Source organism: Cucumibacter marinus DSM 18995, assembly GCF_000429865.1.
Taxonomy (GTDB): domain Bacteria; phylum Pseudomonadota; class Alphaproteobacteria; order Rhizobiales; family Devosiaceae; genus Cucumibacter; species Cucumibacter marinus.
Map to the genome: position 1 here is coordinate 280,704 of NZ_KE386979.1, position 25,457 is coordinate 306,160.

Below are 25,457 nucleotides of genomic sequence, written 5' to 3' on the forward strand. Positions count from 1 at the left end.
CAGCGGTGCTGCTGAGAAGGTTCACGCAAATACAGTGGCAGACCTTTCGCGGACAGGGCAACCCAATACTGCCTGTCCGCCCGTCTTGCTTGCTTGACTTCTCTAGGCTCTCAGCCGCTCATTGGCGGGATCATAGGGGCTTTCCTCGACGATGCGGGCGCCGCAGCTTTGGCCCAGAATGTCGATTTCGAGTTCGGTGCCAAGCTCGGCCAGTTCCGGCCGCACCATGGCCAGAGCAAGGGACTTGCCGACGCGGAAGCCGAAATTGCCGCTGGTCGCGCGTCCGATCAGCTCGCCGCCCGAATAGATCGGGTTGTTCCCCAGGGCATCGGCGTCGTTCGGACCGTTGACCTCTAGGGTGACGAAGCGGTTGTTGAACCCTTTTTCCTTCCAGGCCATCAGCGCGTCGCGGCCGATGAAGTCGCCTTTGTCAGGCTTGATGAAACGGTCGAGACCGGATTCGAAGCCGGCATATTCGATCGAGAGTTCAGCGCCCACCATGCGGTAGGACTTCTCGACCCGCATCGATTCCATGGCGCGGATGCCGAACGGCTTGATGCCAAGATCGGCACCGGCATCCATCAGCGCATCGAAAATGTGGTTCTGATATTCGATGCCGTGATGGATTTCCCAGCCGAGCTCGCCGACGAAGTTGACCCTCAGCGCGCGGGCGGGCGCAAGACCGATCGTGGTGTCCTTGCCGGTCAACCAGGGGAAGGCTTTGCCGGAAACGTCGTCCCCGCAAACACGTTCCATGAGCTGACGCGCTTTGGGACCGGCGACAACCAGAACCCCCATCCGGGTCGTGAGGTCGTCGATCCGCACTGATCCGTCATCGGGCAGATGCTTGTCGAGCCAGTCATGGTCGAGCCTTTTGAAGGCGCCTGCCGAAACAAGGTAGAATGAATCCTCGGCTTCCCTGAAGATCGTGAATTCGGAATGCACGCCGCCGCGGGTGTTGAGGGCGTGGCAGAGCCCCAGCCGCCCGACGGATTTGGGCAGGGTGTTGGCTTGCAGCCGATTGAGGAAGGCTTCAGCGCCCGGTCCCGAGACCCGCGCCTTGGCGAATGCGGTCATGTCCAACAGGCCGACATTCTCCATCACATTGCGGCATTCATTGCCCACATGTTCGAACCATTTTGACCGCCGGAAGGACCAGTCGTCCTCGCGCGGCGTGCCTTCGGGGGCGAACCAGTTGGGGCGCTCCCAGCCGAATTTCTGGCCGAATACAGCGCCGAGCGCGGCCATGCGGTCATAGCAGGGCGTGGTGCGTAACGGCCGGGCCGCCGGGCGTTCCTCATCCGGATAGTGGACCGTGAAGACATTGGCATAGGCTTCCTCGTTCTTTTCGATGAGGAAGGATTTGGAGGCATAGTCGCCGAACCGGCGCGGGTCGACACCAAGCATGTCAATGGTCGGTTCGCCTTCAACGATCCACTCGGCGAGCTGCCAGCCGGCGCCGCCCGCGGCCGTGATGCCGAAGCTGTGCCCTTCATTGAGCCAGAAGTTCTTCTTGTCCCAGGCCGGGCCGATGATCGGGCTGCCGTCGGGCGTATAGGCGATGGCCCCGTTATAGACCTGTTTGACGCCCACTTCGCCAAAGGCCGGCACGCGGTTGATCGCGGATTCGATATGCGGCATCAGCCGGTCGAGGTCTTCTTGGAACAGTTCGTTTTCGCTGTCCGCGGATGGCCCGTTCACATAGCAGGCTGGTGCACCGACCTCATAGGGGCCAAGCAGCAGCCCGCCGGCTTCCTCGCGCATATACCAGGAGCCTTCGGTTTCGCGCAGCACGCCCATTTCGGGTTCGCCGCGCTCATGCCGGGCGACGATCTCGGGGTGTTTCTCGGTGACGATATACTGGTGCTCGACCGGGATCACCGGAATGTCGAGCCCGATCATGGCGCCGGTCTGGCGTGCGAAGTTTCCGGTAGCCGAAACCACATGCTCGCAGGTGACATCGCCCTGGTCGGTCTTCACCAGCCATTCGCCATTCGGCTTCTGCTCGATGGAGAGCACGCAGGTGTGACGGTGGATCTGGGCGCCGCCGTTTCGTGCGCCGATGGCAAAGGCCTTGGTCAGGTCGGCTGGCTGCACATAGCCGTCCGCCGGGTGCCTGATGGCACCGATCAGACCGTCCGGTACGGCCAGTGGCCAGTGTTCGATGACCTGTTCGGGGGTAAGGAAATCGACCTCGACGCCGATGGTTTCAGCCACGCCGGCATATTGGCGGAACTCATCCATTCGGTCCTGGGTGGTTGCCAGACGGATATTGCTGACCCGCCGCAACCCGACGTCCTGGCCGGTCTCTTCCTCAAGGCTGCCATAGAGATTGACCGAGTATTTGTGAATCTGGCCAACCGAATAGCTCATATTGAACAAGGGCAGGAGACCCGCAGCATGCCAGGTCGAGCCGGAGGTGAGCTCCTTGCGCTCGATAAGCATGACATCGGACCAGCCCTTCTTGGTCAGGTGGTAGAGGGTGGCGGCGCCGACGACACCACCGCCGATCACTACAACGCGGGCATGGTTTTTCATCGCGATCCTCCCTGAGTGTTGCTGTCAGTCTGTTCCTGGTTTCCGGGGTCGGCAATGGACGCGCGCCCGAACATGTCCCAATGGGGCGGGGTGGCGCTGTCGACATTGGGCGCGCCGCGCCCCGCCCAGACATCGGTTTCCCAGATGCTGCGCGTGTCGAGGCTGAAGCGGGTCTGACCGCTCCTGTCGGTGGCGCTGGCATGCAGATGGGCCGCTGAGAAAGCCAGCAATTCGCCCGGGCCGATCATGACCGCTATGGGCTTGCCCGGCGGCTTGGCGCGGGCCCTGGGCAAAAGCGGATAGTCCGGAATCTCGCCGCTGAGCAGGGTGTGATAGTCCCACTCCTCGGTCGTGTTGGCGATCGGCTGATCGAAGCCTTCGGGCCAGATCAGCATGGTGCGGGTTTCGTGCAGCCGGTAGAGCGGTGCCCACCAGTTGATCTGGCACATGATCCCCGAGCCCCAGCTGTCGCGGTGCACGGGCAAAGGGCGGATGAGGCGGGAGCGCATGGCTTCGCTCGACGGCGCAATGCGCAACCTCATCTTGTCGCAGCGCACCGTGCGGGCCTCGTAGCCGATCTCCTCGAGCGTTTCGACCCAGAGCCGATGGATATGCGGATGATCGACGATCTGCTTGCGGGCGTTTGATGCATGCTTTTTGAAGGTCGCCGGATCGAGGCTCTGTTCAGCGATTTGCGGATCCTCGCCGAAAACATCCTCGACCACGTCTCGGGCGCGTTTGATCAGCGCCTGGAACGGGGCAATGCCCGAATAGACAACCATTTCGCCGGCGAACAGCGCATCGCTGAGAGCGGCGGCGCCCGCCGGTAGCTCGGCCGCGCGGCGCAGGTTGACGGGCGGTGGGGGCGCTCCCGGCGCCACCATGGTCATGACAGACCCACGATCTGGCCGCTGTCATCAAGGCCGATACCAAGAGCAGCAGGCTTTCTCGGCAGACCCGGCATAGTCATGATGTCCCCGCAGATGGCCACGACGAAGCCTGCGCCGGCGGACAGCCGAACATCGCGCACGGGCAGCTCATGGCCTTCCGGCGCGCCGAGCAAGGTCGGGTCGGAAGAGAAGCTGTATTGGGTCTTGGCAATGCAGACCGGTAGATGGCCGAAGCCGAGTTTTTCGATCTGGGCGATGGAGCGGCGGGCCGTGTCGGTGAGCGAGATCGATCCGGCGCGATAGATTTTCCTGGCGACGGCCTCGATCTTGTCGGTGATCGGCAGATCGTCCTCATAGGTAAATGTGAGCGGAGCTGCCGGCGTTTCGAGGGCGTCGAGCACGGCCTGAGCCAGGGCGCTTGCACCTTCGCCGCCTTCCGCCCAATGGCGTGAGACAGCGAGCCGCACGCCCAGCTCGTGGCACAGGGCCTCGATGGCCAGAACCTCTTCGGCACTGTCCTTGACGAAATGATTGAGCGCCACGACCGGCTCGCGGTTGAAGCCGCGCAGGTTTTCGACATGGCGTCGCAGGTTCACACCGCCGCGCCTGACCGCTTCGGGGTCGGGACGGTCGAGATCGGCCTTGGCGACCCCGCCCTGCATCTTGAGGGCGCGGATGGTCGCCACAAGCACCACCGCATCGGGGGCAAGGCCGGATTGGCGGCATTTGATGTCGAGGAATTTTTCGGCGCCGAGATCCGCGCCGAACCCTGCCTCGGTCACGACCACATCATTGAGCGCCAGCGCTGCCTTGGTGGCGGCCACCGAGTTGCAGCCATGGGCGATATTGGCGAAGGGGCCGCCATGGATGAAGGCCGGGGCGTGCTCGATGCTCTGCACCAGATTGGGCTGGAAGGCATCCCGCAGCAACACGGCCATGGCACCATCGGCACCGATCTCGGCAGCGGTCACCGGGGTCTTGTCGCGCGTATAGCCGACGATGATGCGGCCCAGGCGCTGCTGAAGATCGGCAAGGTCTTCGGCCAGGCAGAAGATCGCCATGATCTCGGAGGCAACGGTGATATCGAACCCGTCCTCCCGCGGCACCCCGTGGGCCGGGCCGCCCAGGCCGGCAACGATGTTGCGCAAGGCTCGGTCATTCATGTCCATCACGCGCTTGAAGGTGATCCGGCGCGGGTCGACCTCGGGCTCGCCGCCCCAATGGATGTGATTGTCGAGCATGGCTGCCAGCAGGTTGTGCGCGGCCGTAATCGCGTGGAAATCGCCATTGAAATGCAGGTTGATGTCTTCCATCGGCAGAACCTGGGCACGGCCGCCACCGGCGGCCCCGCCTTTCATGCCGAAACACGGGCCGAGCGACGGTTCGCGCAGGCACACGGCGGATCGGGTGCCGAGATGGTTCAGCCCGTCATTGAGGCCGACGCTGGTGGTGGTCTTGCCTTCACCCGCGGGGGTTGGGGTTATGGCTGTGACCAGCACCAGCTTGCCGCGAGGGCGATCCTTGAGCGAGGCCATGAAGTCGCCGGAGAGCTTGGCCTTGTAATGGCCATGCGGCACCAGCGCCTCTGCCGGGATACCCATTTTCTCTTCGGCGAGGCCGAGAATGGGCTGCATGGTTGCGGCCCGCGCAATCTCAATGTCCGGAGCACCGGGCGGGGGCAGATCGTCGGCCTGCGTCTGATGCGATGCGGGTTTGAGGGCGTAGTCCATGCGAACGCTCCCGAGAGCTTGATTTCAGACCCAGGCGTGGGTGGTGAGGTATCCCGCGCGCCATTCGAGTGCGCCGTTGAGGCCGCCAAAGGGGTAGATGTGCACGCCTTCGATCAGGCTGTGCGGTGTGGCAGCAACATGGGCGGCGATATTTGACAGAAGCTCGTCCGGCGACCAGCGGCCAAGCAGTCTGGCAGCGCCTGGCCGCTTTTGCAGCATGCGCATCGATGTGCCCACGCCGCAGCTCAGCGCAAAGGACAAAAGCGTGCGCATTTTGGCGGGGCCCGGTATGCCGACATGAACCGGCATGTCGATCCCGGCATCGCGCAGTTCGCGGTCCCATTGTGCGAGCTGATCCGCCTCGAACACGAACTGGGTCGTCACCCACATGTCGATGCTCTGCTCGCGGGCATAGGCCTGCTTGAACCTGAGGGCATCCAGCAGCACGTCATTGCCGGCTCTGGGATGCCCTTCGGGATGGCCGGCCACGCCGATGCGGTTGATCCCGTGCCGGATGAGTATGCCGCTTTCAAGCAGTTGCATGGTGTCGGCATAGGGCCCCTGCGGCTCGTCCGGATCTCCGGCGATCAACAGGATCCCATCGGCGCCGGCCTCGACATAGCGCGGCAGGGCGGCCTCGAGTTCTGCCTCGCTCACAACCGAACGGGCAGCGAGGTGGGGGATCGGCCGCATACCGGCCCCTGCCAGCCGACCACACAGCTCGACATTGTCGGCAAAGGCGGCGCCTGGCAGGAAAGGCAGATAGACGCGCGTTCCAGCCGGCATCGCCCCGGGAGATGGCAGTTTGTCATAGGCCGATGCGGTGACCTCGAAGGAGGCGCCGGCGGCCAGGGCCGCCAGCGCATCGCGTTCGTCTGTCACCGTCTTGAGGTCGGGCGCGGATTCGAGCGCACTCATGCGGCTTACTCCTCGATGGAGGTCAGTCGGCGTAGTCGCGGCCCTTGTACTTGGCCACTTCGCGGGCATTGGGATTAACCGAGGGCCGGAAGGGCACTTCGACGACTTCCGCATCGACGGTATTGCCGGGATGGCCCATGGCGTATTCGTCGGGCAGCCAGACCTCGAGCTTGGTGCCGATGTCGGTGTGCTCGACCGGTACCCAGGCCAAAGCGATGTTGACCTGCAGTTCAGGCGAGTACCAGGGCGAGGTGACATAGCCCACCGGCTCGGTGGTGCCGGGCAGGCAGATCAGCCAGAAATCGGGAGCGTAGTCCGTCACCGGCAGACCACCGAAGGTGATGCCGACCATTTTGTTCTTGAACGGCGGACGACCGGCTTCGATCTCGGCGCGCACCTCTTCGAGCTTCGCCTTGCCGATATAGTCACCGGCCTTCTTGCGCGGCACCTGGTAGGCAAGGTTGCACTGGAAGGGCAGGGTTTCCTGGTCGATGTCCTGCCCCCATGACAGGATGCCCGCGGCGATGCGGCGATGGTGGGCCGGAGCGATCACCATCAGATTGTGCTTCTCGCCGGCGGCCAGCACGGTGTTCCACATGTCTTCGGCGTAGAGCGTGGCGTCGTAGAGGTAGATCTCGTAGCCTTTTTCGCCGGTGAAGCCGGTCTGGGAAATGATCACGTCGCGCCCGGCGACCTGGCCGGCCATCAACCCGTAATAGGGAATGTCGCGAACTGCGTCGCCGAACAGGTCGGCCATCAGGTCCTCGGATTTCGGACCCTGAATTTGAACCGGCGCGACATCGATCTCCTTGATGCTGACGTCGAAGCCCTTGCCGATATTCACTCCGCGCAGCCACATTTCGAGGTCGCTGTCAGAGATCGAGAACCAGAATTCGTCCTCGGCGATGCGCAGCAGCACGGGATCGTTGAGAATGCCGCCGGCCTCGTTGCACAGGATCACATATTTGCCGCGCATCGGTTTGATCAGCGTTGCATCGCGGGTAATCACGTAGTCGACAAAGGCCTCGGCGTCGGGGCCCTTCACCTGGATCTGGCGCTCGACGGCCACGTTCCACATGGTGACGTGATTGATCAGCGCGTCATACTCGACCATGGCGCCGCCATCCTCGGGGCGGACATAGCCGCGCGGATGATAGATCCGGTTGTAGACCGTGGCGCGCCAGCACCCCGCTTCATGGGAGAGGTGCCAGTAGGGGGACTTGCGGACCCGGGTGGAGATCAGCATCTCGACCGGGGTGCGGCCCGATTGTCTCAGATTGATCGGAACGCTGCGGTCGGACTGGTCAACAGTTGTGACCTGGCCGGCTATGCGGCGGGCCAGTTCGGCTGTGGAGGGCACGTTGCCATCCGTGTTGAGGGGGCTCACGGAAGGGAACTCGGTCTGCTCGGTCATGCTCATCTGGCTCACCCGGGTCTCGCAATGGTTGTTCGATGCGTCAGACTGCTCCCGTCGAAATCGCCGCGTTAGACCGGCGGCGACGCAATATGTTCAAAAAACGCCACAACGGTCGCAGATGCTGACCCAAACTTGGGGAGCCGGAATCCCGTATGGGGATCAAGGGTCTGGCCGCGGGTTGGTGATTGGCAAATTGAAACACGCCATGCAGGATGGGTGAAAAGGGAGGCCTGTTTGGCTGAATTCGACTGGCACGCGGGACGCACAGACCTTGCCCAATTGGCGCAGCTCGACCGCACACCGGTCGAGGGCGAGGTGGATATGGTCAAGGTTCGCGCCTATCGCCTGGGGCGGGTGCGCGAGCAAATGCGCGAGCGTGAGATAGGAGCCCTCATTCTCAGCGATCCGGTCAATATCCGCTATGCGACCGGCGCCCGGAACATGCAGGTCTTTACCTCCCGCAACCAGCCATCTCGCTATCTCGTGCTGACCTCGAACGACGCGATACTGTTCGAATTCACAGGCTGCGCACACCTCGCCGACGGGCTCGAAACGCTGACCGAGGTACGCCCCGCGGTCACTGCGAGCTATGTGGCGGCAGGCGAAGAGATCGCCGAGCGTGAAAAAGCCTGGGCCCGGAAGACCGGCGCGCTTCTCAGCGAGCTTGTCGAACCTGGCGCCCGGGTCGGGCTCGAACGGCTCAATGCCGGCGCGGCAATCGCGCTGAAGGATCAAGGCTTTGAAATCGTCGATGCGCAGGCGCCTGTCGAACGGGCGCGAGCAATCAAATCGTCCGAGGAAATGAAATGCGTGATCGCTTCGCTGCGGGCGACCGAGGTGGGGGTTGCGCGACTGCGGCGGGCGATCCGGCCCGGCATGACCGAAACCGCTTTGTGGGCTGTGCTGCATCAGGCGGTGATCGAGCAGAACGGGGACTATATCGAAACCCGGCTTCTGAATTCTGGCCCGCGCAGCAATCCCTGGTTCCAGGAAGCCGGGTCTCGGGTGATCGGTGAGAACGAATTGATCGCGCTCGATACCGATGTGGTGGGGTGTTTCGGCTATTACGCCGATTTCTCGCGCACCTTTCATTCGGGGCCGGGCAGGCCAAGTGCTGCCCAGCGCGAACTCTACAAGACCGCGCTCGAGCAGATCGCCCACAACATGGCGATCATCGGCCCGGGTCTCACCTTCCGCGATTATGCCGACAAGGCCTGGTCGATCCCGGAAAAATACTGGGCCAACCGCTACTATCTCTCTGCCCATGGCTGCGGCATGACCGGCGAATATCCCTATCTCTATCACCGGGCCGATTTCCCCGATGCCGGTTATGACGGGGTTCTCGAGCCGGGCATGACGGTCTGCGTCGAAAGCTATATCGGGGAGGAAGGCGGGGCCGAGGGGGTCAAGCTCGAACAGCAGATCCTGATCACCGAGACCGGCACCGAATTGCTCAGCGAATTCCCGTTCGAAGACGATCTGATGGTCTGATGCCGATGCTGGCGGAAGCGATGCTGGGCATCACGGACCAGAGCCCCTATGGTCGCGTGCGATGATCGCGATTACCGACAGCGTTGCCATCGAGGACAGCGAGCTCGATTTCTCCTTTGTCCGGTCCTCGGGGCCGGGCGGGCAGAACGTCAACAAGGTGGCGAGCGCGGTTCAGTTGCGGTTCGATCTGATGGGCTCGGCTAGCCTGACCCGCGCGGTCAAGGAGCGGGCCGCGCGGCTCGCAGGCAGCCGGCTGACCAAGAATGGCGAGATCATCATCTTCGCCGAACAGCATCGCAGCCAGGAGCTCAACCGCGAGGATGCGGTTGCGCGGCTGGTGGCTTTACTGTCCAAGGCGGCGACTCCACCCAAGGCACGCAAGAAGACCCGGCCCACGCTCGGTTCGAAAAAGCGGCGGCTCGAAGCCAAAACCAAGCGCGGCCAGATCAAGAAGCTGCGCAAGGGGCCTTCTCGTTTCGAATGAAAAAACTTCAAAACCGGTGTTGACCCTCACGCGACGTGAGCAACTATCTCACGGTCCTGCGGAACGCGGAGGCAGCTTATGTATACGGTCAGTGAAGTCGCAAGAATGTCCGGGGTCACGGTGCGGACCCTGCATCATTATGACGAGATCGGATTACTGCCGCCCGCGCATATCGGCGAGAACCGCTATCGCTACTACGGGCGGGAGGAATTGCTGCGGCTGCAGCAGATCCTCTTGCACCGGGCGCTGGGCCTGCCGCTCGAAGAGATTTCGGCGATCCTTGACGATCCCGATTTCGACCGGGTGGCAACGCTTCAAAAGCACCGGCGCAAGCTTCAGACCGAAGCGGAACATTATGCCGACCTCATAAGGACGATCGACCGCACGATCGCCGATCTCAAAGGAGACGACGTGATGAGCGACATGGATCTTTATTCGGGCCTGGTGCCCGCCGAAAAGCAGGCCGAATACGAGGCCTGGCTGGTCGAAAAATACGGGCCGGACATGGCCGAGGATATCAAGCGGTCGAAACAGGTCATGGCTGACTGGACCAAGGGCGATATGGAAGCGGCGATGAAGCAGCTTGCGATTGCCGAACAGGGCCTGGCCAATGCCATGGATCGCGGCATTTCTGCCGAGGATTCTGCCAATGACCCGCTGATCGAGATCCACCGGGCCTGGGTGGCGCGAATGTGGGACAAGCCGTGCCCGCCTCAGGCCTATGCCGGGCTGGCGGACATGTATCTGTCGCACCCGGATTTCGAGGCCCGGTATGAAAGCATCGCCAAGGGGTTCACCACCTATCTGACCGATGCGATGAAGGCCTGGGCAGAGCGGCAGGGCTAGCCGCTTTCGGTCAGTCGAGTCAGCCTCGACCGAAGGATTGGGCGCGCTGCAGGGCGCGCCCTTTTTTGCCGAATGCTGTCGGCGATTTTCGACGAAATGCCCGTTTCCGACGGAACAAAACCGCATCGAGCGGAGTTTGGCCCTCAATCAGGAAATTGAAATCGCCCGCCGGAGATCTCCGGAACCGAACGTTTCTCCGCCATCTCCGGGAACTGCCCCAGAGGAGAGAGAAATGACCCGCGATTCCCATCCGCAATCATCAAAACGCCCTTCCGCCTGGCAGTTCGGCCTGAGCCGTCTGCTGGGTGCGATTTTCGGCGTGATCGGTCTGATCCTGTCTGTTGGCGGGATTTGGCTGATCACGCTTGGCGGTACATTCTATTACCTGGTGGCGGGCATCGGACTGATCGCCACAGCTTTTTTCTATTTCAGGCGCTCGATAGGGGCGGTCTGGCTTTACCTTCTGACCTACGCCTTCACCCTCGTCTGGGCGCTTTGGGAGGCCGGATTTGACGGTTGGGCCCAAGTGCCGAGGCTGGTGGCGCCCTCGGTCATGCTTGTCTTGGTTCTGGCTTCGATCCCGATCCTGAAGCGCGGGAGTTCGAGCCGATCAGCGCAAGGCAGGCCGGCCATGGCGGGGGTGTCAGTAGCGGTGGTCGCCCTGGCGGTGGCCGGAGCTGCGGGATATGTGAGTTTTAGCCCGCAGGTCACTGCGCAGAGCGCCGGATCGCAGGCCGAGGATGCCGAGACGACCCAGACACCGGCCGCGGCGTTGGAACCTGCCGAAGCGCCTCAACCGGTTGAAGACACCGGCGATGCTCTGGATCAGGGCAGGGTCGCGTCCGCCGCGCGGGCCAAACCCGAAGAGACGCTGGAGGCCGGCACGGACTGGCCGGTCTATGGCGGCGGCGTCCAGGCGGTGCGTTATTCGCCGCTTTCCGACATTACCGCAGACAATGTCGGCCAGCTCAAGCGGGTCTGGACCTTCCACACAGGGGATCTCCCCAACAAGGAAACCAAGGGCAAATACTCGCCCGAAACGACCCCGATCAAGGTCGGCGACAGCGTCTATCTGTGCTCTGCGACCAATGAAATCATTGCTCTTGACGCCGGCACCGGCCTCGAGCGCTGGCGCTACGATCCCGGCGTGCCCGACGACGCGATCCCCTATGGTGCGACCTGCCGGGGCGTTTCTTACTACAAGGTCCCCGATGCCGATCCTGACACGCCTTGTTCGGCCCGCATCATCGAAGGCACGCTTGATGCGCGACTGATTGCTGTCGACGCCGAGACCGGGCAGCCCTGCAGCGATTTCGGAACGGCGGGTATGGTCGACATGCATGAAGGCATCGGCGATGTGGTGCCGGGCTGGTATGGGCATGTCGCCGTCCCGACCATTGTGCGCGGCGTCGTTGTCGTTGGCGCCCAGGTGCTCGACGGCCAGGCCGAGGATGCGCCTTCCGGGGTCATTCGCGGGTTCGATGCACGGACCGGCGAACTGGTCTGGGCCTGGGATATGTGCAAGCCGGGGCTCACAGGAAAACCGGCGGCCGGGGAAACCTATACCCGCGGCACGCCCAATATGTGGACCGCCGCCGCGGCAGACCAGGAACTCGGCTATGTCTATGTCCCGCTCGGCAACTCGGCTGTCGACTATTTCGGCGGCAATCGTTCGGCCTGCGAGAACGAGTACAGCAGTTCGCTGGTCGCACTTGATGCGCGGACCGGCGAAGAGGTCTGGACGTTCCAGACGGTGCATTACGATGTGTGGGACTACGACCTGGGGTCGCAACCCACCCTGGTCGATCTGTCAATCGAGGGAGAAACCGTGCCGTCGGTGATCCTGCCGAGCAAGCAGGGCGAGATCTTCGTGCTCGACCGGCGCACCGGGGAGCCGGTCTTCGATGTTGCCGAACGCGAAGTGCCGGGCGGCGGTGTCGAGCCCGAGAACCTCTCGGATACCCAGCCCTTCTCAGGCTTTCACACGCTTGCCAAGGATCGGCTCAAACCCGAGGATATGTGGGGGATGTCGCCGATCGACCAGATGTTCTGCCGCATCCAGTTCCATCAGGCGGTTTATGACGGCGAATACACGCCGCCTACGCTCGACAAGCGCTGGATTCAGTATCCTGGCTATAATGGCGGCTCGGACTGGGGCAGTGTCGCGGTCGATCCCGAACGCGGCCTGTTGATCGCCAACTATAACGACATGCCGAACTACAATCGGCTTCTGTCTCGCGAAGAGGCCCGGGAACGTGGTCTAGTGCCGATCAATATTCCCGGTCAAAGCCACAACAATCCGCAAGCCGGTTCGCCTTACGCGATCGATGTGAATGCGGGCTGGCGCCAGGACTTTACCGGCCTGATGTGCAAGCAACCGCCTTATGGCGGTATCAGGGCCATCGATCTGGCCACCGGGGAAACGGTCTGGGACCGCCCCTTGGGCGAGGCCCGCGCCAATGGGCCGTTCGGTATCCCGTCATTACTGCCCATTCCGATCGGCACCCCCAATAATGGCGGCTCTGTCGTGACCGGCGGCGGGCTGATCTTCATCGCTGCGGCCACCGACAATCTGATCCGGGCGATTGATATCGAGACCGGTGAGGTTGTCTGGACCGACGAGTTGCCGGCAGGCGGGCAGGCCAACCCGATCACCTATGAAGCGGATGGCCGGCAGTACCTGGTGCTGATGCCGGGGGGTCATCACTTCATGGAAACCGGGGTCAGCGATGCTGTGGTTGCCTGGGCTCTTCCCGGCAACGACAACGCCTGAGCACCGGATCCTGCACTGACGAGTGGATCGGGGCGGTACCTAGGTGTGCCGCCCCGATCTGTCGAGTTTCGATCTGGTTGAAAGGACATTCAGGATGGAAGGTCTGCGCGCGTTCTTCTCCAACCCCTATCTGCTGATCGGCTGGGCCGCCCTGATGGTGCCGAGCCTTGCGATCCTGATTGTCGATCTCAGGCGCAACAACAGCCATCTGATGGGGCTGATGAAGCTCGTCTGGGGGCTGACCGTTGCCTATTCGGGGCCGGTGGGGCTCGGCATCTACTGGCTGACGGGCCGCAAATCGATACCGGATGACAAACTTTGGCGGCGTGCCTTCCGTTCCGTGGCGCATTGCTATTCGGGGTGCGGGCTGGGAGAGATCACCGGGGTGCTGATTGCCGCGGGACTTTTGGCCCTGGGCAATCTGATGGTGGCCGCGATCACCTTCGTTCTGGCCTATGTGACCGGTTTCGCACTGACCGTCGGCCCGCTTGTTCAGGAGGGGACGTCGCTGCGCGACGCGTTCCGCGATGCGGTCTATGCCGAAACGCCGAGCATCGCCGTCATGGAAATCGTTGCCATCGTGGTCGAACTTACCCTTGCGGGCGACGCAGGGATGGGTGATCCCATCTTCTGGACGTCGCTGATCGTGTCACTGACGATCGGACTGGCCGCCGCCTATCCGGTCAACCTCGCGCTACTGCATTTCGGCATCAAGGAAGGGATGATGGATCCGCGCCAGCACGCGGAGACTTGATGGGTCTCCCGGGCGCATGACCGTCAGTCCTTGATTGTCAGAATCTCTTCGAGGGGCTTTTTGACCTTGGCCACGGCGGGCACCGTGGCGTCTTCCGCCGGGTGCCCGACGGCGAGGATCATGACCGCTTTTTCGGATTCGGGGCGTCCGCACAGCCCGTTGAGGAATTTCATCGGGTTGGGCGTATGGGTGAGGGCGGTCAGGCCCGCATGATGCAGCGCCGCGATCAGGAAGCCGGTGGCGATGCCGACGCTTTCGGGCACATAGTAGTTCTTGTAGCGCGTACCGTCTTCAAAGACGCCGTAGCGCTGGGCGAAGATCACGATCAGCCAGGGTGCGATGTCGAGATGGGGCTTGTCGGCATCGGTGCCGATCGGCTCGAGCGCCTTCAGCCATTCATCCCCTGCATTGCCGGCATAGAACTGTTTTTCCTCTTCCTCGGCGGCGAGGCGGATTTCGTGTTTGGCCGCGGGGTCGGAAATGGCGACGAAATGCCAGGGCTGGTGGTTGGCGCCCGAGGGGGCGAGCCCGGCGGTCGCGATGCAGTGTTCGATTACCGCACGATCGACTGGCCGGTCCGAATAATCGCGCACGGTATGGCGGCGCTGCATGAAGGTGTGAAAGGCCCGGGCCTCTTCGAGCATCTGTTCGTCGGTCAGGTGATGACGGTCAGGCAGGGCGACCGGCTGATAGTTGAGCTTTTCCTTGGCGAACATGGATGCCCCCTCCGATTGGATCCGATTTTCGGGGCAATAAGCCATGGGGTGGGCAGTTCTGTCCAGCCTTGCTGCCAGGCGCAGCGATCAGATGCAAGAAGTCGAAAAAGCCTGCGCGAAACTTGCGAATATCGTTGGTCCGGCGCGACTGCCGTGCCCTAAGGGGCGAGCAAATCCCGCCATTCGGGGTGGCGGCGGAATTGCGCTGCCACATAGGAGCAGACCGGTATGATCCGCAGGTTTTCGGTGCGGGCATCGTCGATGGCCGCTTGCACCAGCAATTCGGCATGGCCCTGCCCGCGATAGCGTGGCGGCACGAAGGTATGGTCGATGGCGATGGTGTCGCCGGGCATGTCCTTATAGGTCATCACCGCTTCGTCGTCGCTTTCGAGCCGGATCACATAGCGTCCGCCATGTTCGCCCTTTTCGCGCTGGACGGTGGAATCTTGTGCAGTCGTCGTCATGAGAAAGGCCTCAAATCCGGGTTTGCGGTTCCAGGAGCTCGGGGAACAGGGTCCGTTCATTGAGATAGGGATGATATTCGAGCGCATCAACGATGGCGTTGAGCGCCTTTTGCCGGTTGCCGAGCCGCAAGTGAATAAGCGCGGCACCGGCGAGCGCGCCGAAATGGCGGGGTTCACGGGCCAATGTCTCGTCGACATCGGCCAGCGACAAATCATAATCGCCCATTACGAAGTGCATGGTCGCGCGCTGGTTCCAGCCTTCGGCATAGTCCGGCCATTTCTCAACGATCCGGTCGAGCATTTCGATGGCGGCGCGGGGCCCCACACGGGAGCGGGCCTCGATGGCGCTTTTCATGGCGAGGGCAAGATCCTCATCATCTGGGGCCAGCCAGACCTGCCAGATCTGGTCGGCGGCTTCCCGGGCCGCCACGGGGTCCGGTGCGTTGCGCAGCTCGACAAAAAGGGCATCCAGCCGGTCGGTGTCGACATAGGCGGGTGAGGGCGCGGCTGGCTGGGCCTGGACTGTCGCCGCCACGCCCCCGAGCCAGATCAGCGCCAGCAAAGGGGCGGCAAGCAGGGTGGCGATGCGGCGGGTCATTTGAACCATGAAGGCAGTATGGCGCCGGGGTCCGGAGATTGGCAATTGCCGGCAATCGGCGAACCGGACCGGCGCAGCAACGCGACATGTCCGGTTTTCATCTGAATTGTCAGGTGGTTGCGTCCGTACCTAGCATGGCGCCCTTGCCAACCTTCAAGGAGAAGTGATGATGGGAATGCCGGTTCACATGATGATCGAGGGCGCGCCGCAGCCGGTGGCGCCGTTTTCCCATGCGGTGGAGTGCGACGGATGGCTGTTCGTGACCGGACAGATGCCCACAGACCCCGCTGATCCGGATGCGCCGCTGCCCGAGGGCATAGAGGCGCAGACCCGGCGGGTGATGGACAATCTGAAGCTTGTGCTGGCGGGCGCCGGTCTGGGACTTGAGAACGTTACCTTCTGCCGGGTGTATCTCACAGAATTCAAGCGCGACTATGCCGCCATGAACGAGACCTACAAGGCGTTCTTCACACCGGGCAAGCTTCCCGGGCGCACCTGCGTGGGGGTCTCGGGCCTGGCGGTCGACGCGCTGGTCGAGATCGATCTCATTGCGCGCCGGCCCGAAGCCTAGCGGTCGGCCTGCCGCGGTTCGCCGAGCTCGCCAAGCAGCCCTTCAAGATCGAGCGGGTCGCTGACCATGGCCAGTTCACCTTTTTCATCGACCGGCCATTCGGCGCCCGGGCGGTCCCAATAGAGTTCGACGCCGTTGTTATCCGGATCGCGCAGATAAAGGGCCTCGGAAACCCCGTGGTCCGAGGCGCCATCAAGCGGAATGCGGGCTTCTATGAGCCGCATCAGCGCGTCGGCCAGGTCCTTGCGGTTCGGGTAGAGGATGGCGAGATGGTAGAGCCCGGTAGTACCGCGCGGCGGGGGCGGGGCGTTCCGGCTTTCCCAGGTGTTGAGCCCGATATGATGGTGATAGCCGCCTGCCGCGATGAACGCTGCCTGTTTGCCGAAGCGCTGGGTCAGCTGAAAGCCAAGCACGCCGACATAGAAATCGAGCGCGCGGTCGATGTCGGCAACCTTGAGATGAACGTGGCCGATCCGGGTCTCGGGATGGATCGGGCGGGCATTGGGGGCTTCGATGCCGGTGGCCGGTCCCTGGGTGGTGGCCGTGATCTGGTCAGCCATTGTCGTGTCCTCTTCGAATATCGGGTGAATGGCCGTGCGCCGCATAACCGGTGCTGCCTTCGCGTTGTTCACACATATAGGCCATTTGGCGGGGGCGATTAGGCCAGGTTCGCCGAACATTCCGTCCGCCGATCTTCACCGCCAAGCCAGGGTAACTGCAATCCGGCCCAGAGGAAAAAACGTTCGCCCTGTGGTTGACCGAACGTTCGGTCAGCATTAGATGTGCCAAACGAAGAGACCCAGGTTTGCCGCCCGGATCCAGCCGGGGTCCGTAGGCGAGACGGGTCCGTCCGGTGATGAGGGCGGCAAGCGAGGAGAAACGGATGACCGAGGAAAGATTTCTCAAGGGCCGGCTGACCGCGCCGCGCAACACGCGCGCGGACATCATCGATGCCGCGATCCAGCTGCTGGGTCGGGGCGGCGCCAGCGGGTTCACGGCGTCGGCGCTGGCTGCGGAAGCCGGCGTGTCCAAGGCCGCGATCTATCATCATTTCGACGGGCTGGATGCGGTGATCGTCGCTGCATTCGACAGCTTCGCCGTGCAGATGTCGGTGATCACGCCGCCGGATGGAATGAGCCTGTGCGATTGGCTCATCCGGTTGGGCCACGACGCTGTGGCGATCGCCGAGGCGCAGCGTGAGTTGATCAATGCCTATCTGGTGTTTGTCACCCAGTCTCTGTTCAACCCGGAACTGCATAGCGGGCTTGCGCAGACCCTTGCGGGAATCGAGGAAGCCACCGCGGACACCATGGCCGAATTGCTCGATTGCCCCGTCTCGCGCGAGCAGTTGCAACGCGTTGCCGCGCTGACACTGATGACGCTTGACGGTCTCGCCATGCAGGTGGCCCTTTTCCCGGACCGCAAGCCTGCGGCACTGGCCGCGTGGGAGGAGTTCGCCCGTCAGACCTGTGCGCAACTGGAGGCAGGATCATGAAAGCAGCAATCGCTGGAGCAGGCATAGCGGGACTTGCGGCAGCCAACGCGCTCGCCGCGCGCGGATGGACAGTCGATGTCTATGAGAAATCGCCCGGGCTACGCAGTTCGGGCTATGCCATCGATTTCTTCGGACCGGGCTACGATGCGGCCGAGCAAATGGGCCTTGTGCCCGCCATCAGGCAACACGCACTCAAGATCGATGATGTGATCTTCGTCAATGAAGATGACAGGCCCGCGTCGACGCTCAACCTCAAATACGCCATGCAGGCTGCCGGCGACCGCTGGATTTCGCTTTTGAGGGGCGATCTCGAAAAGGTGCTGCATGCCGCGCTGCCCGAAGGGGTGACGCTGCATTACGGGCACAAGGCCGAAGGTGCGCAGTCCAAGGATGGCAAGGGTGTGCTGCAGTTTTCCGACGGCAGTCAGGTCGAGGCCGATCTCGTCATTGGCGCGGACGGCGTGCACTCGGCGGTGCGGCGCTCGGTTTTCGGTCCCGAATCCGGGTTTTCGCGATTTCTGGGGTATCACACCGCCGCATTCGTCTTCGAGGACGAGGCCCTTCACCGCGAGATCGGCGATGCGGTGCGCGCACTCAACCTGCCGGGTCGGCAGGTCTGGCTCTACCCGCTTGACGAACGTTCGGGCGATGCGTCCAAATCGCGTGGCGAACTGGCGGCGTTTTTCGTTCACAGCGCACAGGAAGAGCGGCCGTCGGAAGACCCGAAAGCGGAGTTGCGACGTGTCTATGGGGATCTCGGCTGGCATGTGCCGCGCATCCTGCAAGTCCTTGATACGGTCGATGACCTTTACTTCGACAGCCTGTCTCAGATCGAGATGGAGCGCTGGCATGACGGGCGGGTGGTTCTGCTGGGCGACGCGGCCTGGGCAGTGACCCTTCTGGCAGGGCAGGGCGCCTCGCTCGGGGTTGGCGGGGCCCTGGCGCTGGCGGAGATGCTTGGTGACGGATCGGCGATCGATCAGGGGCTTGCCGCGTTCGAGACCGCGTTGATGCCGGACATTCTCGACAAGCAGAAGGCAGGCCGGCAGGCGGCATCCTGGTTCGCGCCGCAAACAGCCTTCGGGCTCACCATTCGCCATATCGTGTTGCGGATCCTGAACCTGCCGGGCCTGTCGCGCCTCATTGGTCCGCTGCTGGCGCCCAGTGCCAAGGGATTCTCGCTCTGATCAAGGGATTTGCGCTGTCAAAAGGAAGGCATCCCGGAGCCGGCCCGATTGAGAAAAGAGCAAGCCGTCCAACCGATTGTGCGTGACGGCCTGCGAAAGCGATTCCGGCCTTGCCGCTTTTCATTCCGGTGTGTTTACTGCGAGGCGAACGCCTGAGCTGAGAACCGTTCGGTTTCACTTGGGTGTGAAACAGGGAGGAATACATGAAAAGACGCGATTTCTTTAAATCCGCGACCGCTGTTACGGCTGGTGCGGCTGGCGCCTCAGCGCTGGCGACGCCCGCCATTTCGCAAGGGATGACAGAATGGGTCTGCGTCTCGGCCTTCGGCCGCGCCGGCCTTCTGGGTTCGGCGCTCGAAAAATTCGCCGAAGACGTCAAGACCATGACCGATGGCAAGCTGGTCATCACGCCGTATCACGACGGTGAACTGGTCGGCGGCCTCGAATCCATGGACGCGGTCCAGTCCGGTACCGCGCAGATGGGTTACGGCGCCCCCTATTACTGGGAAGGCAAGTCGGATTCGATCTCGTTCGTGGCGGCCATGCCTTATGGGCTCAACGTGCAGGAGCAGAATGCCTGGCTCTATTACGGCGACGGCATCGCGATGGCCGACAAGCTCGCCTACAACCCGCTCGGCGTGAAGTTCCTGCCCATGGGCAACACCGGCAACCAGATGGGTGGCTGGTACGCCAAGGAAATCAACACGGTCGATGACCTTTCCGGCCTCAAGTTCCGCATGCCGGGGCTGGGCGGTGAAGTGCTGAAGACCTTCGGGGTCAACGTGATCCTGCTGTCGGGTTCCGACACGCTGCCGGCCCTCACTTCGGGCCAGATCGACGGCACCGAGTGGATCGGCCCTGCGGCTGACCTTGGCGCCGGCTTCTTCCGCGTGGTCAACAACTACTACTATCCGGGCTGGCACGAGCCGGCGACCGTGCTTGACGGCTTCTTCGACATGGCCGCCTGGGAAGCGCTGGACGATCAGTCGCGTGCCGCGGTGGAACGGGCCGCTGCTTCGACCAATCTGTGGATCCTGAGCCAGTTCCAGGCGGTGAACAACGCCGCGCTGCAGACCCTGGTCAACGAGCACGATGTCAATCTGCTGCCCTATTCGGACGAGTTGCTGCAGGCAATCGGCGAACGCACGCCGGACGTTCTTTCCGAGCGTGCCAAGTCCTCGCCCGAGGCGACCGAGTTGTACAACTCGCTCGTCAGCTGGCGCTCGACCATGGTCGAGTGGTCGGGGATTTCCGAGGGCAAGTTCATGCAGGCCCGCACTTCGGCGAACTTCTCGACGATCTGATCGGACATGGGGCGCGGGTAACCGCGTCCCGCTTTTCGTGGCGGCGCTCCCGTGCCGCCACGGTTTGCCACGTGCCGCGTGGCCGACAAACCGGGCCACAACCGGCCGGCCACATCAGCGGTGCCACAGGGCGGGGGAGCGCTTCTGTTTATTCTTCGCGTGATCGCAACGGTGATCGACCGCATCAACGCCGTGGTCGGCCATGTGATGGCCTGGCTTTGCCTGGTGCTGGTCCTCAACACCTTTCTCGTCGTCGTCCTGCGCTACGTCTTCAATCTGGGCGAGCCGTGGATGACCGAAACCTATATCTACACCCACGCCTATATCTTCCTTCTGGGCGCGGGGTACACGCTGCTGCATGACGGGCATGTGCGGATCGATCTGATCTATGCCGGTGCCTCGCCGCGCTATAAGGCGGCGGTCAATCTGATCGGTACACTGGTGTTTGCGCTACCGGTGATGTGGTTGTTCTACACCAAGGGCATCGACTTCTTCTGGCGCTCCTATTCGAGCCTCGAGACCTCGCCGGAGGCCGGGGGCATTCCTGCGCTTTATGTGGTCAAGGCCGGCATTCCCGCCATGGCGGTGCTGCTGGGCCTGCAGTTCGTCTCACTGGCGATTCGATCCATCGAGACCCTGATCACGGGCGATGCGCGCGTCCTGCCGCAGGCGGACGAGGAGCCGATGACATGACCCCCGAGCTCCTGAGTTTCGTGATGTTCGGGGGGACGATCCTCGTCCTTATCCTGGGCTTTCCCGTCACCTTGACCCTGGCCGGGTCGGCGCTCCTGTTCGCCTTTATCGGGGCGGAACTGGGTATGATGCGCCCGTCGCTGTTTCTCAATCTCGCCGCCACCCGGATCTTCACGACCATGAAGACCGAGTCCCTGGTGGCGGTGCCGCTGTTTGTCTATATGGGCGTTGTGCTGCAGCGCTCGAACATTGCGGGCGATCTGCTCGAATCCATGGGCAAGCTGTTCGGTTCGCTCAAGGGCGGGCTTGGCATTTCGGTGGTGATCGTTGGCGCGCTCCTGGCCGCCTCCACCGGTATTGTGGGGGCGACTGTTGTCACCATGGGGCTGATGAGCCTGCCGATCATGCTCAAGGCCGGATACTCGCCGCGCATCGCCTCGGGTATCATCTGTGCCTCGGGGACGCTGGGGCAGATCATTCCCCCTTCGATCGTTCTGGTCCTGCTGGCCAATATCCTGCAGGGGGTCAATGAAGATGCGGCCATGCTGCGCGGTGACCTCGTGCCCGAGCCGGTAACCGCCATCGACCTGTTCGCCGGCGCGCTGCTCCCGGGCCTGCTGCTGGTCGGGCTTTACCTGGCCTGGGTCGTCCTTCAGACCTTCATCAGGCCCAAGACCGTGCCTTCGCTGCAGGAAGGCACTGAACGTCCGGCTTTCTTCCCGATCTTCAAGGCTGTGTTGCCGCCGCTGATCCTGATCGTTCTGGTGCTCGGTTCCATTCTGGGTGGCATTGCCACGCCGACCGAGGCGGCAGCAGTCGGCGCCATCGGTGCGCTCGTTCTGGCCGCGATCAGCGGGCGGTTCAACTGGCTGATGTTCCGCGATGTCGGGCTTGAGACCGTGAAGATCTCCTCGATGGTCTTCATGATCATCATCGGGGCCGGGCTGTTCTCGACCGTGTTCAAGGGTTTTGGCGGTGACGCGGTTATCGCCGAGTTCCTGCGCCATCTGCCGGGCGGGGCGTTCTCTGCGCTGCTGCTCGTGATGATCCTGATGTTCGTTCTGGGGTTCTTCCTCGATTTCATCGAGATCATCTACGTCGTGGTGCCGATTGTCGGGCCGATCCTGATCGCGCTCGGTTATGACCCGCTCTGGCTCGGTGTGATGGTGGCGATCAATCTGCAAACCAGCTTTTTGACGCCGCCCTTTGGGTTCGCGCTGTTCTATCTTCGCGGGGTGGCGCCACCCGATTTCCAGACGCGGGATCTCTATCGCGGGGTCATGCCGTTTATCGGTATCCAGATCATTGCTCTTGCCCTGATCTGGATGTTCCCTGCCATTGTCACCTGGCTGCCCAATCTGTTGTTCCGGTAAATCATGATCGTTGTCGCCGGCGAAAGCCTAGTCGATCTCCTGCCCGCCAAAGGCGGGCGGGAGGGCGTGCTCACCATGGAAGCGCATGCGGGCGGTTCGCCCTACAATTGCGCCATCGCGCTGTCGAAACTCGGGGTGGATACCGGGTTTCTCTGTCCATTCTCGACCGACGGGTTCGGCGAATTGCTGCTCAACCCGCTCCGGGAGGCCGGGGTTGCGCCGCTGATCAAGGCGCGCAGTTCTGCGCCGACCACGCTTGCGGTCGTGACGCTCGATCCGCAAGGCAAGGCGCAATACCAGTTCTATCGAAATGGCACCGCGGACAGCGATTTCACGCTGAAGGGGCTGATTGCCGCGCTGCCCGCCCGTCCGCGTGTTCTCCAGCTCGGGGGATTTTGCGCGGTCACCGAAAGGGACGCAGATATATGGCTCGACCTGGCCGCCGAAGCGATGAAACGTGGCGCGCTCATCACCATGGACCCCAATCTGAGGCCGGCGCTTGCCGGCGACCTTCCCGCCTATCGCGCCCGGCTCAACCGGTTTTTCAATATCACGCATTTCGTCAAATTGAGCGATGAAGACCTCGAAGTGCTCGATCCGGATAAGGACATGGCGGCGCATGCCCGCAATCTCCTTGGTCGCCGCAATTGCGGGCTGGTTGTCGTCACCCGAGGGGCCGAGGGTTCGGTGGCCTATAATGGGCACTACAAGGTCGAGGTGCCGGTCTACGCCCCGGCGGAGTTCGGCGATACGGTCGGGGCCGGGGACAGCCTGATGGCCGGGGTGCTGGCTGCCCTGAGCGAACGCGGTGCGCTGGCGCATTCCGCGCTTGATGCTTTGTCCGCCGATGCGCTGCACGAAATCCTTCAGTTCGGGGCCGTGGTCGCCGGGCTCAATTGCGCCAGAACAGGGTGCCACCCGCCCTCGCGTACCGAGGTCGATGCGGTGTTCACGGCTGGCTGACGCGCCCTCACGTCCATTTGACAATCCTTGTGACGCAGTTTCGCCTGCACTGACGTATCTCAGGGCATGAGTGAAACGCGTGCCCGAGGATTGGACGCTTGATCGAGTTGCTGCTTGCCTTTGGTGCGGGGGTGCTGACCCTCATCAACCCCTGCGTCTTGCCGCTGGTGCCGATCATCCTTGCCGGGTCGGTCTCCAAGCATCCGCTCGGACCCCTGGCGCTGGCGGGCGGGCTTGCGGCGAGCTTCACCCTGTTCGGGTTCGGCGCCTATGCCTTTGCGCAGGGGCTGGGGCTGCAGACCGAGGACATTTCGGCTATCGGCGCCATTTTGATGATCGCCTTCGGCGCCGTGCTGGTGGTGCCGCAGGCCAGCGCGGCTTTCGCCCGGGCCACGGCCGGCATTGCCGGGGGCGGCAACAAGGCCATCGGCGCGGTGGAAGGCAACACCGTCTTTGGCCAGTTCGCCTCCGGCGCGCTGCTCGGGCTTGTGTGGTCGCCCTGTATCGGACCCACGCTTGGCGGCGCGATTGCGCTGGCGAGCCAGGGTGAAAGCCTTTTTTGGGCGTTCCTGATCATGGCGTTCTTCTCGCTCGGATCCGCAGCCATCGTTCTGGCGCTCGGCTATGGTTCGCGCGAGTTGATCCGCGCCCGCCGGGACCGGCTGATGGCGCTCATGCCCTATGCGCGGCCGATGATGGGCATCGCCCTCATTCTGGTCGGGCTCGGGATCTGGTTTCACGTCGACAAGCTGATCGAGTTCTGGGCGCTGGAAACGCTTCCGGCCTGGTTCACCGATTTGTCCGTCGCGATCTGACACAAACCCCAAGGAGGTTGAAATGACCCGTCTTCTCCGTCGCAGCGCACTGGCGCTGATCCTGGCCTTCGCCGCCATTCCGCTGGCCTTCGCCAATTACAGCTACACCGATTATTCCGAGGACGTTCTGGCTGCTGCCGAAGCCTCGGGTGAGCCATACCTGCTCGATTTCTACGCCACGTGGTGCACCACATGCCGGGCGCAGGAGCGGGTGGTCGAAGGCCTTTACGCTTCGGACAGCAAGTACAATGCGATCAAGGTGATCCGGGTCGATTGGGATACCTATCGCCGCTCGCAGCTCGTCGCCGACCTGCAGATCCCGCGCCGCTCGACGCTGGTGCTTTTCAAGGGTGAGACCGAGCTGGGCCGCATTGTCGCGCAGACCGGTGAGGGTGAAATCAGGGGCCTTCTCGACAAGGCGTTCTGATCGACGCCTTCGCGCCAAAGCCCTCCGATCACGCGAGATTTAGTCCCGGGGCGCGGGCTTTGGCTTGCGCCCTTGTTGCTTGACTGGTTTCATCCGGGTGCAGGCAGGAGGTGCATTCATGCGGCGCTGGCGTTCGATACTCGTCATTCTCATCATCATCGGCATCGGTGCGGCATTCTTCCTGCTCAAGCCGGTCGGCGGTCCCGAACGCGATTTGACGCTCACCGCCGATGCGGAACGCGGCGCCTATGTGATGCTGGTGTCCGGTTGCGTCACCTGCCACACCGACACTAAGAATGATGGCGAGAGACTGGCTGGCGGTGCGCCGCTCGAAACCCCTTTCGGCGCCTTCATTCCCCCCAACATCACCCCGCATCCCGAAGCCGGGATCGGGAGCTGGCGGCTCGCCGATTTCGCCCGCGCGCTGTCTGTCGGGGAAGGGCCGGGGATCAAGCATTATTACCCCTCGTTCCCTTATGACAATTACACGCTGATGACCGATCAGGACGTGGTCGATCTCTATGCGGCGCTGATGGAAGAAGACCCGGTCGCCACGCCCTCTGAGCCGCATCAGGTCGGTTTTCCGTTCAATATCCGGCTGGCCATGGCGGGGTGGAAGAACCTGTTCTTTGCGCCGCAACGGTTCGAGCCTGACCCGTCGCGCTCCGAGCGCTGGAACCGGGGCGCCTATCTGGTCAATGGACCCGCTCATTGCGCCGCCTGCCATGCGCCGCGCAATCCGCTCGGCGCGCGCGAGGCCAATCTCGGGCTTGTGGGCTCGTCGGGCACGCCGGCCGGCAATGTGCCCGGCATCGACAAGGCGTCACTCGAAGAAGGGGGCTATGACATGCCGGGGCTCGTCGACACGCTCAAGACCGGTTTCACCCCCGGCTTCGATGTGCTCGGGCGTGCCATGGGCGAAGTCATAGAATTCTCGACCTCGCAGTGGCGGGACGAGGATCTCGAGGCGGTCGCCGCCTACCTGCTCGACACGGACTAGCGCCGCAATT

At 62.9% G+C, this 25,457-nt stretch carries 24 protein-coding genes; 15 read left to right on the top strand and 9 right to left on the bottom strand.

The annotated features are described in order from the left end of the window. Nucleotides 1-102: 102 nt before the first annotated feature. The 5 genes from G489_RS0116935 to G489_RS0116955 are packed head-to-tail and all read right to left on the bottom strand — an operon-like array spanning nucleotide 103 to nucleotide 7,496. Complete coding sequence (locus G489_RS0116935) at nucleotides 103-2,538, bottom strand: GcvT family protein (RefSeq protein ID WP_029042510.1); 2,436 nt, start codon at nucleotides 2,536-2,538, stop codon at nucleotides 103-105. Further along, nucleotides 2,535-3,428 (bottom strand): hypothetical protein, encoded by an 894-nt coding sequence (locus G489_RS0116940; RefSeq protein ID WP_029042511.1) that lies wholly within the window; start codon nucleotides 3,426-3,428, stop codon nucleotides 2,535-2,537. Before G489_RS0116940 ends, G489_RS0116935 begins: the two co-directional genes overlap by 4 nt. Then, entirely contained in the window at nucleotides 3,425-5,158 is a 1,734-nt protein-coding gene (locus G489_RS0116945; protein ID WP_035873250.1) for a formate--tetrahydrofolate ligase, read from the bottom strand. Before G489_RS0116945 ends, G489_RS0116940 begins: the two co-directional genes overlap by 4 nt. Before the next feature lie 24 nt (nucleotides 5,159-5,182). Further along, complete coding sequence (locus G489_RS21235; RefSeq protein WP_051332769.1) at nucleotides 5,183-6,076, bottom strand: methylenetetrahydrofolate reductase; 894 nt, start codon at nucleotides 6,074-6,076, stop codon at nucleotides 5,183-5,185. 22 nt (nucleotides 6,077-6,098) lie between these two features. Beyond that, nucleotides 6,099-7,496: a glycine cleavage T C-terminal barrel domain-containing protein gene (locus tag G489_RS0116955; protein WP_210162626.1), complete on the bottom strand. Its 1,398-nt coding sequence runs from the start codon at nucleotides 7,494-7,496 to the stop codon at nucleotides 6,099-6,101. A 231-nt stretch (nucleotides 7,497-7,727) separates the two neighbouring features. On the opposite strand from G489_RS0116955, the gene G489_RS0116960 reads away from it, so the two are divergent. From G489_RS0116960 to G489_RS0116980, 5 genes are all read left to right on the top strand, one after another. After that, nucleotides 7,728-8,984 carry a M24 family metallopeptidase gene (locus tag G489_RS0116960; protein WP_029042514.1) on the top strand — a complete coding sequence of 419 codons (1,257 nt, stop codon included), beginning with the start codon at nucleotides 7,728-7,730 and terminating at the stop codon, nucleotides 8,982-8,984. 61 nt (nucleotides 8,985-9,045) lie between these two features. Beyond that, nucleotides 9,046-9,468 (top strand): alternative ribosome rescue aminoacyl-tRNA hydrolase ArfB, encoded by a 423-nt coding sequence (arfB, locus tag G489_RS0116965; RefSeq protein WP_029042515.1) that lies wholly within the window; start codon nucleotides 9,046-9,048, stop codon nucleotides 9,466-9,468. Nucleotides 9,469-9,546: 78 nt separating this feature from the next. Beyond that, nucleotides 9,547-10,314, top strand: a complete 768-nt coding sequence (locus tag G489_RS0116970; RefSeq protein WP_029042516.1) for a MerR family transcriptional regulator — start codon at nucleotides 9,547-9,549, stop codon at nucleotides 10,312-10,314. Nucleotides 10,315-10,546: 232 nt separating this feature from the next. Continuing rightward, nucleotides 10,547-13,087, top strand: a complete 2,541-nt coding sequence (locus G489_RS0116975) for a membrane-bound PQQ-dependent dehydrogenase, glucose/quinate/shikimate family (RefSeq protein ID WP_029042517.1) — start codon at nucleotides 10,547-10,549, stop codon at nucleotides 13,085-13,087. Between the two features lie 94 nt (nucleotides 13,088-13,181). Beyond that, entirely contained in the window at nucleotides 13,182-13,841 is a 660-nt protein-coding gene (locus G489_RS0116980) for a DUF4396 domain-containing protein (protein WP_051332770.1), read from the top strand. A 23-nt stretch (nucleotides 13,842-13,864) separates the two neighbouring features. Here the strand turns inward: G489_RS0116980 and G489_RS0116985 are convergent, their stop codons facing one another. From G489_RS0116985 to G489_RS21240, 3 genes are all read right to left on the bottom strand, one after another. Beyond that, complete coding sequence (locus G489_RS0116985; RefSeq protein ID WP_029042519.1) at nucleotides 13,865-14,557, bottom strand: nitroreductase family protein; 693 nt, start codon at nucleotides 14,555-14,557, stop codon at nucleotides 13,865-13,867. Nucleotides 14,558-14,715: 158 nt separating this feature from the next. Continuing rightward, entirely contained in the window at nucleotides 14,716-15,021 is a 306-nt protein-coding gene (locus G489_RS0116990; protein WP_029042520.1) for a GNAT family N-acetyltransferase, read from the bottom strand. A 10-nt stretch (nucleotides 15,022-15,031) separates the two neighbouring features. After that, the gene (locus G489_RS21240) at nucleotides 15,032-15,619 is read right to left on the bottom strand and encodes a tetratricopeptide repeat protein (RefSeq protein ID WP_051332771.1); all 588 of its coding nucleotides are present in this window, start codon (nucleotides 15,617-15,619) and stop codon (nucleotides 15,032-15,034) included. A gap of 190 nt (nucleotides 15,620-15,809) precedes the next feature. Between G489_RS21240 and G489_RS0117000 the strand changes: the two genes are divergently transcribed. Further along, nucleotides 15,810-16,190, top strand: a complete 381-nt coding sequence (locus tag G489_RS0117000; protein ID WP_155889439.1) for a RidA family protein — start codon at nucleotides 15,810-15,812, stop codon at nucleotides 16,188-16,190. On the opposite strand, the gene G489_RS0117005 is transcribed toward G489_RS0117000, so the two are convergent. Then, nucleotides 16,187-16,750 (bottom strand): VOC family protein, encoded by a 564-nt coding sequence (locus G489_RS0117005; RefSeq protein ID WP_051332797.1) that lies wholly within the window; start codon nucleotides 16,748-16,750, stop codon nucleotides 16,187-16,189. The genes G489_RS0117000 and G489_RS0117005 overlap by 4 nt on opposite strands. Nucleotides 16,751-17,073: 323 nt before the next feature. Here G489_RS0117005 and G489_RS22080 point away from each other — a divergent pair, with 323 nt between their 5' ends. The 9 genes from G489_RS22080 (at nucleotide 17,074) to G489_RS0117050 (ending at nucleotide 25,447) form a co-directional block, all read left to right on the top strand. After that, nucleotides 17,074-17,685: a TetR/AcrR family transcriptional regulator gene (locus G489_RS22080; RefSeq protein ID WP_029042523.1), complete on the top strand. Its 612-nt coding sequence runs from the start codon at nucleotides 17,074-17,076 to the stop codon at nucleotides 17,683-17,685. After that, a complete protein-coding gene (locus tag G489_RS21250; protein WP_035873252.1) occupies nucleotides 17,682-18,872 on the top strand; it encodes an FAD-dependent oxidoreductase in 1,191 nt (396 codons plus the stop codon). The genes G489_RS22080 and G489_RS21250 overlap by 4 nt, the downstream gene beginning before the upstream one ends. A gap of 203 nt (nucleotides 18,873-19,075) precedes the next feature. Then, nucleotides 19,076-20,176 carry a TRAP transporter substrate-binding protein gene (locus tag G489_RS0117020; protein WP_029042524.1) on the top strand — a complete coding sequence of 367 codons (1,101 nt, stop codon included), beginning with the start codon at nucleotides 19,076-19,078 and terminating at the stop codon, nucleotides 20,174-20,176. 78 nt (nucleotides 20,177-20,254) lie between these two features. Continuing rightward, complete coding sequence (locus G489_RS21255) at nucleotides 20,255-20,869, top strand: TRAP transporter small permease subunit (RefSeq protein WP_051332772.1); 615 nt, start codon at nucleotides 20,255-20,257, stop codon at nucleotides 20,867-20,869. Further along, complete coding sequence (locus tag G489_RS0117030) at nucleotides 20,866-22,242, top strand: TRAP transporter large permease (RefSeq protein ID WP_029042525.1); 1,377 nt, start codon at nucleotides 20,866-20,868, stop codon at nucleotides 22,240-22,242. Before G489_RS21255 ends, G489_RS0117030 begins: the two co-directional genes overlap by 4 nt. Before the next feature lie 3 nt (nucleotides 22,243-22,245). Continuing rightward, a complete protein-coding gene (locus tag G489_RS0117035; RefSeq protein ID WP_029042526.1) occupies nucleotides 22,246-23,205 on the top strand; it encodes a carbohydrate kinase family protein in 960 nt (319 codons plus the stop codon). 98 nt (nucleotides 23,206-23,303) lie between these two features. Continuing rightward, on the top strand, nucleotides 23,304-24,020 hold the full coding sequence (locus tag G489_RS0117040) for a cytochrome c biogenesis CcdA family protein (protein WP_210162627.1): 717 nt from the start codon (nucleotides 23,304-23,306) through the stop codon (nucleotides 24,018-24,020). A 22-nt stretch (nucleotides 24,021-24,042) separates the two neighbouring features. Then, nucleotides 24,043-24,447 (top strand): thioredoxin family protein, encoded by a 405-nt coding sequence (locus G489_RS0117045; RefSeq protein ID WP_035873255.1) that lies wholly within the window; start codon nucleotides 24,043-24,045, stop codon nucleotides 24,445-24,447. A 118-nt stretch (nucleotides 24,448-24,565) separates the two neighbouring features. After that, entirely contained in the window at nucleotides 24,566-25,447 is an 882-nt protein-coding gene (locus G489_RS0117050) for a c-type cytochrome (protein WP_029042529.1), read from the top strand. The last annotated feature ends 10 nt before the right edge of the window (nucleotides 25,448-25,457 follow it).